The following is a 13633-nucleotide window of genomic DNA, read 5'->3' as shown; positions in this document are numbered from 1 at the left end:
CCGTTACATGCGGAACACGCCGAAGCGTGTGTCTTCGATCGGCGCGTTCATCGACGCAGCGAGGCCGAGGCCCAGCACGTCGCGCGTTTGCGCGGGATCGATCACGCCGTCGTCCCACAGCCGCGCGCTCGCGTAATACGGATGGCCCTGGCGCTCGTACTGATCGCGGATCGGCTGCTTGAATGCGTCCTCTTCCTCGGCCGACCACGAACCGCCCTTCGCCTCGATGCCGTCGCGGCGCACCGTCGCGAGCACCGACGCGGCCTGCTCGCCGCCCATCACCGAGATGCGCGCGTTCGGCCACATCCACAGGAAGCGCGGGCCGAATGCGCGGCCGCACATCCCGTAGTTGCCGGCGCCGAACGAGCCGCCGATGATCACCGTGAACTTCGGCACCTTCGCGTTCGACACGGCCGTCACCATCTTCGCGCCGTGCCGCGCGATGCCTTCGTTCTCGTACTTGCGCCCGACCATGAAGCCCGTGATGTTCTGCAGGAACACGAGCGGGATCTTGCGCTGGCAGCACAGCTCGATGAAATGCGCGCCCTTCACCGCCGATTCGGAGAACAGGATGCCGTTGTTCGCAACGATCCCGACCGGGTGGCCCCAGATGTGCGCGAAGCCCGTGACGAGCGTCGTGCCGTAGCGCGCCTTGAATTCGTCGAACTCGGAATCGTCGACGATGCGCGCGATCACCTCGCGCACGTCGAACGGCTTGCGCGTATCGACCGGAATCACGCCGTACAGGCTCTTCGCGTCGTAGCGCGGCGGCTTCGGCTCGCGCAGCGCCACCGGCGGCGCGATCTTCGGTGCGAGGTGGCTGACGATGTTGCGCGCGATCGACAGCGCATGCGCGTCATTCTGCGCGAGATGGTCGGCCACGCCCGACAGGCGCGTATGCACGTCGCCGCCGCCGAGATCCTCGGCGCTCACTTCCTCGCCGGTCGCGGCCTTCACGAGCGGCGGCCCGCCGAGGAAAATCGTACCCTGCTCCTTCACGATGATCGACTCGTCGCTCATCGCCGGCACGTACGCGCCGCCCGCCGTGCACGAGCCCATCACGACGGCGATCTGCGCGATCCCCGCCGCCGACATCGTCGCCTGGTTGAAGAAGATGCGGCCGAAGTGGTCGCGATCGGGAAACACGTCGTCCTGGTTCGGCAGGTTCGCGCCGCCCGAATCGACGAGGTATACGCACGGCAGCCGGTTTTCCGCGGCGATTTCCTGTGCGCGCACGTGCTTCTTCACGGTGACCGGGTAGTAGGTGCCGCCCTTGACCGTCGCGTCGTTGCACACGATCACGCATTCGCGGCCGGCAATGCGGCCGATCCCGGTGATGACGCCCGCGCCCGGCGCGTCGTCGTTGTACATGCCGTTCGCCGCGAGCTGCGAGAACTCGAGGAACGGCGCGCCCGGATCGAGCAGTTGCGCGATGCGGTCGCGCGGCAGCAGCTTGCCGCGCGACAGGTGCTTGTCGCGCGCGGCCTGGCCGCCGCCTTGCGCGAGCTGTTCGATCTTCGCGCGCAGGTCGGCGACGACCGCCTCGAGCGCGGCGGCATTCGCGCGGAAGTCTTCCGAGCGCGGGTTCAGTTTCGATTCGATGATCGGCATCGACGGAGCTCCGTTCGCGTGACGTGGGGCGTTACATCGTTTCCGCGAACAGCTCGCGGCCGATCAGCATCCGGCGGATCTCGCTCGTGCCGGCGCCGATCTCGTACAGCTTCGCATCGCGCCACAGGCGGCCGACCGGGTATTCGTTGATGTAGCCGTTGCCGCCGAGGATCTGGATCGCCTCGCCGGCCATCCACGTCGCCTTCTCGGCCGTGTAGAGGATCACGCCCGCGCAGTCCTTGCGCACCTGGCGGATGTGGTCGCTGCCGGCCGAGTCGAGATGGCGGCCGACCGCGTACAGGTAGGCGCGGCAGGCCTGGAACGTGGTGTACATGTCGGCGACCTTGCCCTGGATCAGCTGGAATTCGCCGATCGCCTGGCCGAACTGCTTGCGGTCGTGGATATACGGCACCACCGCGTCGAGGCACGCGGCCATGATGCCCGTCGGGCCGCCCGACAGCACCGCGCGCTCGTAGTCGAGGCCGCTCATCAGCACCTTCACGCCGCCGTTGAGCTGGCCGAGGATGTTCTCCTCCGGCACTTCGACGTCCTGGAACACCAGCTCGCCCGTGTGCGAGCCGCGCATGCCGAGCTTGTCGAGCTTCTGCGCGACCGAGAAACCCTTCATCCCCTTCTCGACGATGAACGCGGTGATGCCGCGCGAGTTGGCTTCGACGTCCGTCTTCGCGTAAACGACGAGCGTGTCGCAATCGGGGCCGTTGGTGATCCACATCTTCGTGCCGTTGAGCACGTAGCGGTCGCCGCGCTTGTCCGCGCGCAGCTTCATGCTGACGACGTCGGAGCCGGCGTTCGGCTCGCTCATCGCGAGCGCGCCGATGTGTTCGCCCGACACGAGCTTCGGCAGATACTTCTGCTTCTGCGCGTCGGTGCCGTTGCGGTGGATCTGGTTCACGCACAGGTTCGAGTGCGCGCCGTACGACAGGCCGATCGATGCCGATGCGCGCGAGATCTCTTCCATCGCGACCATGTGCGCGGTGTAGCCCATGTTCGCGCCGCCGTATTCCTCGGCCACCGTCATGCCGAGCACGCCGAGATCGCCGAACTTCTTCCACAGATCCATCGGAAACTGGTCGGTGCGGTCGACCTCCGCCGCGCGCGGCGTGATTTCCTTCGCCGCGAACGTCGCGACGGCGTCGCGCAGCATCTCGATGTCTTCACCGAGCATGAATTGCACACCGGGCAGGTTGATCATGTCTCCTCCGTCTCCAGAAAGTGTGTGGCACCCACCGATTTCTGAGTTTAGCTCAAATCGAATGAATACCCAGATTCATTGACTAATACTGCGGAAATTTTGCACAGTTTCGCGCCTCGCCGGGTTCGTCGTCAATAGTTTTTTGAGTGATACTCAGATATGATGCCGAGATGACAGCCGCTACCGCCGACACCATGACCGCCACCGTCAAAGCCGACCGCGCCGATACCTCGCGCGCGCCCGCCGGGCGCAAATCCCAGCAACGCGTGCAGGACATTCTGCGCGCCGGCCGGGAAGTGTTCGCCGAAAAGGGTTACGAGCATGCGACGGCCGCCGAAATCGCGCAGCGCGTGGGCGTGTCGGAGGCGACGGTGTTCAGCTACTTCCGCGGCAAGCGGGAGCTGTGTGCGCGCGTCATCGCGGATTGGTACGACGAAAACATCGCCGCATTCGAGGCAGGGATGCCGCAGGACGCGTCGGTGCAGCAGCAGTTCGCGTTCATCGTGCGCACCCACCTGCGGCTGATGCTGGTGAACGGCACGGGCCTGTGCGCACTGGTGCTGTCGGAAGGCCGCGCGAAGCAGCACGCGCTGAGCGACGAGCTCACCGCGCTGCAGCGCCGCTACACCGCGCCGCTGATGGGCGTGCTCGCGCGCGGCCAGGCCGCCGGGCAGGTGCGCACCGACCTGCCGCTGAGCCTGCTGCGCTCGATGGTGTTCGGGCCGATCGAGCACGTGCTGTGGGATGCGATCCTCGGGCACCGCAAGCTCGATACGGAAACGACGGCCACGCAGCTCGTCGACATGCTGTGGGCCGCCGTGCAACCGCCGGCGCCGGAACAGGCGGCGCTCGTGCGCTTCAGGAACGAAGTGGCGGAAGCCGTGCGGCGGCTGGAAGGCGAAAGCACGCGCGGGTGACGCGGGGCGGGCAGCGCGCCCGCCGCTTCCCCGCCGCTGCGGGGTTCGAGGGCGCTACGACTCGTCGCCGACGCGCAGCGGCGCGCGGCTCTGCTCGTTGTTCAAATGGACGAACTTGCGCAACAGGCGCATCAGTTCCTGCGAATCGTCCTCTCCCATTCCGTCGAACAGGCCGGCACGCAATTCCTTCACCGACGGAATCAGGTGCGTGAGCAGTTCGACGCCCGCCGGCGTCAGCAGCAGGCGGCGCTGCCGCCGCGGCAGCACTTCGCGCACGATCAACCCTTTCGCTTCGAGCCGGACCGCGAGATCCGCGGTCGTCGACGTGTCGAGCGCGACCCGCTGCGCGAGCGTCACCTGATCGAGCCCCGGGCACTCGTACAGCATCCGCAGGACCGCGTACTGCACCGGCGTCACGTCCCGGCCCAGCTTCTCGTAGAACATCGCAACCGCGATCTGGTGCGCGCGCCGGATCAGGTGCCCGGGCTCGTCGTACAGATCGAGCGGGAAAACCGGCAGGTCGGCGGGATTCGTTTTTTCCATGAATGAGTCGATGACATAAGCGGCGCATGCCGGTTGCACGCGCCGACGGCATGGCGCTGCCTCGCGCCATTTCCCGGGAAAACCAGTATACCGCCCGCCTTGCTCCAGCCAATCTCGATGAGTACACTGAATCTCATTCAGTACACGGAATGAAGAGATGCCGCGTACCGGCGGCATCGACCTGAAGGAGACGACGAACGTGTTTCTCAAGAATGCTTGGTACGTGGCATGCACGCCCGATGAAATCGACGGCAAGCCGCTGGGCCGCAAGATCTGCAACGAGTCGATGGTGTTTTACCGCGCGGCGGATGGCCAGGTCGCCGCGCTGGAGGATTTCTGCCCGCACCGCGGTGCCCCGCTGTCGCTCGGATTCGTGCGCGACGGCGTACTCGTGTGCGGCTATCACGGGCTGGAAATGGGCTGCAACGGCAAGGCGGCCGGCATGCCGGGCCAGCGTGTCGGCGGCTTCCCGCCGATTCGCAGCTTCCCGGCGATCGAGCGGTACGGATTCATCTGGGTCTGGCCGGGCGATGCGGCGGCAGCCGATCCCGCCAGACTGCCCGCGCTGGCGTGGGCGGAAGACCCGGCCTGGGCCCATGGCGGCGGCCTGTATCACATCCGCTGCGACTACCGGCTGATGATCGACAACCTGATGGATCTCACGCACGAGACCTACGTGCATGCGACGAGCATCGGCCAGAAGGAAATCGACGAAGCGCCGCCGAAGACCACCAGCCACGGCGACGAAGTCGTCACGAGCCGCTTCATGGAGAACGTGATGCCGCCGCCGTTCTGGCGGATGGCGCTGCGCGGCAACGGGCTCGCCGACGACGTGCCGGTCGACCGCTGGCAGATCTGCCGCTTCGCGCCGCCGAGCCACGTGATGATCGAAGTCGGTGTCGCGCATGCGGGCCACGGCGGCTACGACGCGCCGGCCGACCTGAAGGCGTCGTCGATCGTCGTCGATTTCATCACGCCCGAGACGGACACCTCGATCTGGTACTTCTGGGGGATGGCGCGCAACTTCCGGCCCGACGATCACGCACTGACCGCCGAGATCCGCGAAGGCCAGGGCAAGATCTTCGCCGAGGATCTCGAGATGCTCGAGCGCCAGCAGCGCAACCTCGAGCAGTGGCCGGACCGCAAGCTGCTCAAGCTCAACATCGACGCGGGCGGCGTGCTGTCGCGCAAGGTGATCGAGCGGCTGCTCGCCGACGAGAACGCGTCGAGCCCGCAGCGGCCCGTGATTCCGGTCACGCAGATCAAGGAGGCGTCATGAGCGCCGCGACGCTGACGGTCCGGGTAGCCCGCAAGTGGCAGGAAGCGCGCGACATCTGCGGCTTCGAATTCGTCAGCGATGACGGCTCGCCGCTGCCGCGCTTCGACGCCGGCGCGCACATCGACGTGCATCTGCCGGGCGGGCTCGTGCGCCAGTATTCGCTGTGCAACCACCCGGAGCACGGCGATCGCTACCAGATCGCGGTGCTGCGCGATGCCGAAGGTCGCGGCGGATCGCGCGCGATTCACGACGCAGTCCGGCAAGGCGACACCGTGCGGATCGGCCTGCCGCGCAATCAGTTTCCGCTCGCGCCCGACGCGCCGCACCACCTGCTGCTCGCAGGCGGGATCGGCGTCACGCCGATCCTCAGCATGGCGGAACGGTTGCACTCGTCCGGCGTCGCGTTCGACATGCATTACTGCGCGCGCTCGACCGACCGCATGGCGTTCGTCGAGCGGATCAACGCGGCCGGGTTCCGCGATCGTGCCCGCTTCCACGTCGACGACGGCGCGCCCGAGCAACGCTTCGACCTGGCCGCCGTGCTCGCCGAGGCGCCCGAAGGCACGCACCTTTACGTATGCGGGCCGCGCGGCTTCATGGATGCGGTGCTGAACGCCGCGCGCGAGCGCGACTGGGCGGAAGCGCGACTGCACTACGAGTTCTTCGGCGGCGCGGTTGCGGCGTCCGGCGCGGATCGCGCGTTCCAGGTGCGGATCGCGAGCAGCGGCCAAGTGATCGACGTGCCGGCCGAATGCACGGTCATCGCGGCGCTGGCGGCAAACGGCGTCGACGTGCTGACATCGTGCGAGCAAGGCGTATGCGGCACGTGCTTGACACGCGTGCTGCAAGGCGAGCCCGATCACCGCGATGCATACCTGACCGACGACGAAAAAGCCGCCGGCGACCAGTTCATGCCCTGCTGCTCGCGAGCACGAACGGACCTGCTGGTACTCGATCTGTAGACGGATACGCCCGACACGAGGCGGCCGACCACAATACTGGAGACGATCAATGGAGCAACATGCCGGGCCATCAATCAATACTGCTAAATTCCCGGTCGACCGATGGTGGGTCGCCGCGCTGTCAACCGAACTGACGGACAAACCCATCGCCCGCACGCTGCTCGGCCATCCGGTCGTCCTGTTTCGGTTGCCTTCCGGGGAAGTCGGTGCGCTGGAGGATCGCTGCTGCCACAAGTCGCTGCCGCTGTCGTGCGGCTCGCTCGAAGCGCGCGGCCTGCGCTGCGGCTATCACGGCCTGCTGTTCGACCGCGGCGGCACATGCGTGGAGATTCCCGGGCAGGACCGGATTCCGGCCACGGCATGCGTGTCGTCGTATCCGGTGCAGGAGCAGGACGCGATCGTGTGGATCTGGATCGGCGCCGACGCACACGCTCGACCGACCTGCGCGCCGCCGCGCTACACGTTCCACACGGATCCGCAATACCGGTTCGGCGGCGGCCATTACCATTACGACGCGCCGTATCAACTGATTCACGACAACCTGATGGACCTGAGCCACCTCGGCTATGTCCATCTGAAAACGATCGGCGGCAACGCACCGCTGCACATGGGCGCGGAAACCCGCGTCAGCAGCGACGGCGACACGGTGACACTGGTTCGCCGGATGCCGGATTCCGTCCCGCCGCCGACCTACACCGCCGCATGGCCGTTCGCGGCCCGCGTCGATCGCTGGCAGGAAATCGAGTTCCACGTGTCGCACATCCGGATCTGGACCGGCGCGATCGACGCGGGCACCGGCGACCTGCACGATCCGGCGCGCGGCGGCCTTCACATGCGCGGCTTCCACGGCATCACGCCCGAGACGGAAACGACGACGCACTACTTCTGGACCGTCGCGACCAATCCGCAACACGACGTCGAGCGGGTCGCGCAAACGGTCATCGAGCAATCCGCGGCGACGTTCGACGAGGACAAGGCCGTGATCGAAGCGCAATACCGGAATCAGCTGCGCTTTCCGGAGCGTCGCCAGCTCGACATTCACGTCGACGCGGGCCCCAATCGTGCGCGGCGTGTGATCGAGCGGCTGCTGCTGCAGCCCGAACCCGCGTAAGCATCTTGCCGGCGCACCAGCGGTGCCTGCCGGCCGCAGCGGGAGGTCTCCGGGAATGCCCGTCAGCCCGCGCATTCGCTTGCATCCCATCCGTTGCGGCCGGCTTCGATGCCATTCCATTTGATTAGTCATACTACTTTATGAAGGATCTTTGACGTGAGCGCAAATATCCGCAATACGATCGACGAATCCCCGATGAGCGCATTCCAGACGATGGCGGTCACGGCCTGCGTCGTGCTGAACATGCTCGATGGCTTCGACGTGCTGGCCGTCGCGTTCGCCGCGCCGCACCTGGCGGCCGAATGGAAACTGAGCGGCAAGGAAATCGGCCTGCTGCTGAGTGCCGGGCTCGCCGGCATGGGCATCGGCTCGGTGCTGATCGCGCCGCTGGCCGACCGCGTCGGCCGCCGCCGCATCATCCTGCTCTGCCTCGCCGTGATCTCGACCGGGATGCTCGCCTGCGCGGCCACGCACGGCACGCTGCAACTCGCCATCGCGCGTGCGTACACGGGGCTCGGCATCGGCGGCATGCTGGCGAGCCTGACCGTCATCAGCGGCGAGTACGCATCGAACAAATGGCGCAGCGCCGCGATCGGCATGCAGTCGACCGGCTACGCGATCGGCGCCACTGCCGGCGGCGTCATCGCCGGCTACCTGCTATCGACCTGGGGATGGCGCAGCGTGTTCGCGTTCGGCGGCATCCTGACCTTGCTGGCGATCCCGATGGTGCTCGCGCTGCTGCCGGAATCGCTCGATTTCCTGCTGGCGAGGCGCCCCGACGACGCGCTGCAAAAAATCAACCGCATCCTCGCGAGGATGAAGCGCGCACCGATCGATGCGCTGCCGAGCACGACCTCGTCCATCGACACGGCAAGCCCCGCGTCGAGCTGGACAGCCGTGCTGCGCGCACCGCTCGCGCGCCGCACGATCGCATTGTGGATCGCGTTCTTCCTCGTGATGGGCAGTTTCTACTTCGTCGTGAGCTGGACACCGAAGCTGCTGGTCCAGGCCGGGCTGTCGGCGGCGCAGGGCGTCACCGGCGGCGTCCTGCTCAACCTCGGCGGCATTGCGGGCGCCTCGCTCTTCAGCCTGCTGTCGACGCGTTTCGGCCTGCGCAACCTGCTGGGCGCGACCCTGCTGCTCGGCGGCGCGCTGATGGTCGTGTTCGGCGCGAACACCGGCTCGCTCGGCATCGGGATGACCGTCGCGGTGTTCCTCGGCGCGGTGATCAATGCGTGCGTGGCCGGCATGTATGCGCTGTCGCCGACGCCATACCCCGCCGAAATCCGCACGACCGGCATCGGCCTCGCGGTCGGCATCGGTCGCCTCGGCGCAATCCTGTCGCCGATGACGGTCGGTGCGCTGCTGGACGACGGCTGGTCCGTGTCCCATCTCTATCTCGCGTTCCTCCTGCCGATGGCCGGCGCGGCAATCGCCGTCGCCGTAGCGGGCTCGCGTGCCGCGGCACCGCACCGGCAACGCGACCCGGCGATGTCGTAACACGCGACGCGCGCAGTCTTGCCGATACCCGTCGGCATCCCGGACTCGTCCGGGTCACCATAAAAATCGATAAGCATATCTACATACTGTTTGGAGACAGACATGAAAACGAAACTGGGCGTCGCGCTCGCGACGGCAATGGCGCTGGCCGGGCCGGCCTGCGCGCAAAGCAGCGTCACGCTGTACGGGATCATCGATACCGGCGTGTCCTACTACAACAACGCCGCGCACGGCGGATCGTTCACGGGCATGCCGACGCTGACCGGCGAGGTGCCGTCACGGTGGGGATTGAGAGGCACGGAGGATCTCGGCGGCGGCTATCAGGCCTTCTTCGTGCTCGAAAACGGCTTCCAGCCGGGCACCGGCGCATTGAACTACGGCGGCCGCCTGTTCGGGCGGCAGGCGAACGTCGGCGTAAACAGTCCGCTCGGCGCGCTGACCCTCGGCCGCCAGATGAACATGTCGATGATCGTGCTGACCAATGCCGACGTGATCGGCCCGTCGATTCATTCGATGGCGGATTTCGATTCCTATCTGCCGAACGCGCGCAGCGACAATGCGATCGGCTATAGGGGCACGTTCCGCGGCGTGACGCTCGGCGCCACCTACAGCTTCGGCCGCGACGCGGCCGGGCCGGCAGGACCGTCGGCGACGGGCTGCGCCGGACAGGTGCCCGGCGACATCGTCGCCTGCCGCCAATACACGGCGATGCTCGCGTACGACGCGAGCAACTTCGGGATCGCCGCGTCGCACGACGTGATGCGCGGCGGTGGCGGCGCGCTCGCCCCGCTGAACAATCCAGCGTACACCGATACGCGTGACATCGTCGCCGGCTACGTGAAGATCGGCCCCGCGAAACTCGGCGCAGGTTGGATCCGCCGCAATCTCGCGGCGGCCGAACACCTGCAGGCCGATATCGTGTTCGCCGGCGGCACGTACTATGCGACACCCTACCTCGCGCTCGACCTTCAGGGCATACGCTACCTGCAACGCCGCGAAAACAGCGAAGGCGGCACGAATGCCACGCTGCTCGTCGGCCGCGCGAACTATTTCCTGTCGAAGCGGACGACCGTCTACACGTCGGTGGGCTACATGTTCAACAGCAAGCTGGCGGCGAACGCGGTCGCCGCCGGCGGGACGGTCGGGACCGGGATGAACCAGCTCGGCGTGATGGCCGGCATCCAGCAGAAGTTCTGAACGCCGGCCCCCGCGCCGGCGCTGGGTCAGTTGGCGAGCCGGCAGTGCGAGAGCTTCAACCCCGGCAGCACCGGCGCATCGATATAGCCTTCGTTCACGCAGCTGAAGCGGAACGCTGCCGACGTGACGAACGGCTTGATCTCGCCGCCGGGGAATTTCGGCTTCAGCGCATCCTGGTCGGCCACGTCGAAATGCGTGTCGAACTGCTCGCCGTCCTTCGTCAGCGCGCCGAAATAGGTGCCGCCCGGATCGCTGCCCATCCGGATCACGGCGCCGACGAACACGAGGCGCTTGCCGTCGTACTTCGTCTTCGCGGCGGCCATGTCCTGCGTATAGGCCTCGATCACGGCGCCGTAACGCGCGTCGATCGCGGGGTCGTTGTCCGATGCCGCGAAGGCGATCTGGTGAACGCCCGCCAGCATCGTGCACGCCGCAAGCGCGGCCGCCGCGAATGGCGCGGAAATCTTCTTCATGGGTGGTCTCTCCCGTCTAGCGTGGTGGTTGAAGTGACTGAAGCCCGGCGCTTCGCCGGCTGCCCGGCGCAACGCCCGATAAATTCGCTTCCGTGGCTTTAATCGTTCGAATGGCGGAACACGGCTGCGATCACTTCTTCACCCGCGTGGTCGTGCGCGGTGCGCAGCGTCGCGCTGAACGCGACGTGACAGGAAAATGACATGGTGCGGCCCCCGGCTCTCTCATTGAATGTCACTGCTTCTGATTTTTGGTCGCTACGGTAGCAGACGGCCAACGGCCCGGCAACCAGGGCCCGCTTGTCACCGTTCATTTCATTACAATTGCAAATGATTCTTATTAAATATATTATTCGCGTCCTGGTCGTGGCGAAACGCCGTGGCCCGCACCCCGATCCTTAGCACTCCGTCTCGCATCGATTCATGCCATCCCGCCGACCACCCCGCCGCGCCCGGCCCCTGCGCCCGTGGCGCACGAGCCTGCCTGCCCTGATCACCCTGTGCGTCGCGAGCGGCACGCATGCGTCCGCCGCCGAACGCGCCGACGCCGAACCCGCCGCCTCAACTTCCGCTTCCACGTCCGCGCCACCGGCCGCGCGCGAACTCCCGGCCATCAGCGTCAGCGCATCGGCAACCGCCGATCCGACGGTCGGCTATCAGCCGCGCACCACGAGCATCGCGGGCGGCGACAACCGGTCGATCAAGGAAATTCCGCAATCGGTCGCGGTGGTCAGCAGCAGCGTGATGCAGGACCAGCAGGCGCGCTCGCTCGACGACGTGCTCGGCAACATCAGCGGCGTCACGCAAACGAATACGCTCGGCGGCACGCGCGACGCGTTCATCAAGCGCGGCTTCGGGTCGAACAACGACGGCTCCGTGCTCGTCGACGGCGTGCGCACGCCGGTGCTGCACAGCTATCTGGCAACGATCGACCGCATCGAAGTGCTGAAGGGCCCGGCGTCGCTACTCTACGGGATGCAGGATCCGGGCGGCGTGATCAACCTCGTCACGCGCAAGCCGGAAGACACGTTCGGTGGCTCGATATCGGCTTCCCGCACGAGCCACGGCGGCAGCAGCGCGACGTTCGATCTCACGGGCCCAGTCGGCCACCCGGGCCAGGTCGCCGGCGGCACGCTCGCGTTCCGGCTGACCGGGCAATACGACACGAGCCGCTACTGGCGCAGCTTCGGCCGCCAGCGCGACGCGCTGATCGCGCCCGCGCTGTCGTGGCACGACGCGAACACGTCGATCGACGTCAGTTACCAGTACGTCGACTACACGACGCCGTTCGATCGCGGCACCGTGCTCGTGAACGGCCAGCTCGACGATGCGCTGCGCTATCGCCGCTACGAGGAGGCGTGGTCTCAAAGCAGCGGCATCCAGGAAACGCTGCGTGCGCGCATCGAGCACCGCTTCTCCGATGCGTGGCGCGTGCGTGCGACCTACGGCTGGGGCCGCGACCGCTACGACCAAACCATCACCCGCGCCACCGCGTTCAACAGCGCGACCGGCGCACTGACGCGCTCGTCCGATGCAAACCTCGGGCGCAACGACTCCGACCAGATCGCGACACTCGGCCTGCTCGGCAACGTGACGCTCGCCGGGATGAATCACGCGATCTACATCGGCGGCGAATACGAGCGGCAGCGCAGCTTCCGCGGCGACACGATCCGTGGCAAGGCGACCAAGGGCTTCAACCTGTACGACCCCGTGTACGACCTGCTCGCGCCGGGCGGCACGCCCAACCCGAAGCAGAGCGATTCGCGCTCGCTGGTGCATGCGTATTCGATGGTCGTGCAGGACTCGGTGAAGCTCACTGACCGCCTCACCGCGGTGGGCGGGCTGCGCTGGGAAAACTGGCAGCAGGAATCAGGGATGGGGCGGCCGTTCGTATTCGCCGACCGTTCGCGCGGCACCGTGTGGCTGCCGCAGTTCGGGCTCGCGTATGCGCTCACGCCGGCGCTGACCGCCTATGCGAACGTGAGCCGCTCGTTCAAGCCGAACGTCGCCACGAACGTCGCGGCGCCGCTCGCACCGGAATACGGCCGCGTGCTCGAGGCCGGGCTGAAGTTCAGCCTGAAGCCGGCGATCACCGGCACGCTCGCGGTCTACCAGATCGACAAGCGCAACGTCGCGGTCACGGTCGGCGACCTCACGTCGACGATCGGCACCGCGCGCTCGCGCGGGATCGAGCTCGACGTCGCCGGGCAGATCACGCGCCACCTGAGCGTGATCGGCAGCTACGCTTATACGAATGCGAACGATCGCGACAGCAACACGCCGCTCGTCAACGTCGCACGCCATACGGGCAGCCTCTTCGCGGTATACGACACGGCGATCGCGAACCTGCCCGGCCGCTGGCGCTTCGGCGGCGGCGCACGTCTGGTCGGCACACGCTCCGGCGACACCGCGAACAGCTTCACGCTCCCCGGCTACGTGACCGTCGACGCGTTCGCGGCCTACGAAACGACGATCGGCAAGTTCCCGACGCGCTTCCAGCTCAACGTGAAGAACCTGCTCGACAAGACCTACTACCCGTCGAGCAACAACAACCTGATCATCGCGGTCGGCGAGCCGCGGCTCGTCACGCTGACGACGACGGTGTCGTTTTGAAGTTCTGAGGGTCCGATGCACGCGTGGGTGGGCCGGCAGGCAAACAGCGGCCCACGCTCAAAATTGCAAACATCGGATATGCACTGAAATGAATTTCGTACAGCTATCAGGCCATCTGAACGTCTTTTCAGATCGATCCCATATTCACATCGCCAGCAACTCTTCACGCTTGCGTCTGGAGAAGTCCATGTACGTCCACATCTGCTGAGCGCCTGCT

The 13633-nt window shown here is 66.6% G+C and carries 11 protein-coding genes; 7 read left to right on the top strand and 4 right to left on the bottom strand.

Annotated features, from left to right (window positions below; genetic code table 11):
- Nucleotides 1–3 precede the first annotated feature (3 nt).
- A complete protein-coding gene (locus C5O79_RS33875; protein ID WP_039339637.1) occupies nucleotides 4–1611 on the bottom strand; it encodes a carboxyl transferase domain-containing protein in 1608 nt (535 codons plus the stop codon).
- A 31-nt stretch (nucleotides 1612–1642) separates the two neighbouring features.
- Nucleotides 1643–2824, bottom strand: a complete 1182-nt coding sequence (locus C5O79_RS33870) for an isovaleryl-CoA dehydrogenase (RefSeq protein ID WP_122476772.1) — start codon at nucleotides 2822–2824, stop codon at nucleotides 1643–1645.
- A gap of 170 nt (nucleotides 2825–2994) precedes the next feature.
- On the opposite strand from C5O79_RS33870, the gene C5O79_RS33865 reads away from it, so the two are divergent.
- A complete protein-coding gene (locus C5O79_RS33865) occupies nucleotides 2995–3741 on the top strand; it encodes a TetR/AcrR family transcriptional regulator (RefSeq protein ID WP_122476775.1) in 747 nt (248 codons plus the stop codon).
- 54 nt (nucleotides 3742–3795) lie between these two features.
- Here the strand turns inward: C5O79_RS33865 and C5O79_RS33860 are convergent, their stop codons facing one another.
- Nucleotides 3796–4284, bottom strand: coding sequence for a MarR family winged helix-turn-helix transcriptional regulator (locus C5O79_RS33860; protein ID WP_039339640.1), 489 nt, complete (start codon nucleotides 4282–4284; stop codon nucleotides 3796–3798).
- Between the two features lie 199 nt (nucleotides 4285–4483).
- On the opposite strand from C5O79_RS33860, the gene C5O79_RS33855 reads away from it, so the two are divergent.
- From C5O79_RS33855 to C5O79_RS33835, 5 genes are all read left to right on the top strand, one after another.
- Entirely contained in the window at nucleotides 4484–5563 is a 1080-nt protein-coding gene (locus C5O79_RS33855; protein WP_122477521.1) for an aromatic ring-hydroxylating dioxygenase subunit alpha, read from the top strand.
- Entirely contained in the window at nucleotides 5560–6525 is a 966-nt protein-coding gene (locus tag C5O79_RS33850; protein ID WP_122476778.1) for a PDR/VanB family oxidoreductase, read from the top strand. The genes C5O79_RS33855 and C5O79_RS33850 overlap by 4 nt, the downstream gene beginning before the upstream one ends.
- A gap of 49 nt (nucleotides 6526–6574) precedes the next feature.
- The gene (locus C5O79_RS33845; RefSeq protein WP_122476781.1) at nucleotides 6575–7636 is read left to right on the top strand and encodes an aromatic ring-hydroxylating dioxygenase subunit alpha; all 1062 of its coding nucleotides are present in this window, start codon (nucleotides 6575–6577) and stop codon (nucleotides 7634–7636) included.
- 156 nt (nucleotides 7637–7792) lie between these two features.
- The gene (locus tag C5O79_RS33840; RefSeq protein WP_122476783.1) at nucleotides 7793–9136 is read left to right on the top strand and encodes an MFS transporter; all 1344 of its coding nucleotides are present in this window, start codon (nucleotides 7793–7795) and stop codon (nucleotides 9134–9136) included.
- A gap of 102 nt (nucleotides 9137–9238) precedes the next feature.
- Nucleotides 9239–10333, top strand: coding sequence for a porin (locus C5O79_RS33835; RefSeq protein ID WP_122476786.1), 1095 nt, complete (start codon nucleotides 9239–9241; stop codon nucleotides 10331–10333).
- Between the two features lie 26 nt (nucleotides 10334–10359).
- On the opposite strand, the gene C5O79_RS33830 is transcribed toward C5O79_RS33835, so the two are convergent.
- On the bottom strand, nucleotides 10360–10806 hold the full coding sequence (locus tag C5O79_RS33830; RefSeq protein ID WP_046549726.1) for a hypothetical protein: 447 nt from the start codon (nucleotides 10804–10806) through the stop codon (nucleotides 10360–10362).
- A gap of 420 nt (nucleotides 10807–11226) precedes the next feature.
- Between C5O79_RS33830 and C5O79_RS33820 the strand changes: the two genes are divergently transcribed.
- Nucleotides 11227–13416, top strand: coding sequence for a TonB-dependent siderophore receptor (locus C5O79_RS33820; protein ID WP_122476789.1), 2190 nt, complete (start codon nucleotides 11227–11229; stop codon nucleotides 13414–13416).
- Nucleotides 13417–13633: the final 217 nt, after the last annotated feature.

This window comes from Burkholderia sp. SRS-25 (genome assembly GCF_004343765.1).
Taxonomy (GTDB): domain Bacteria; phylum Pseudomonadota; class Gammaproteobacteria; order Burkholderiales; family Burkholderiaceae; genus Burkholderia; species Burkholderia contaminans.
This window is presented reverse-complemented; position numbering and strand designations above follow the sequence as displayed.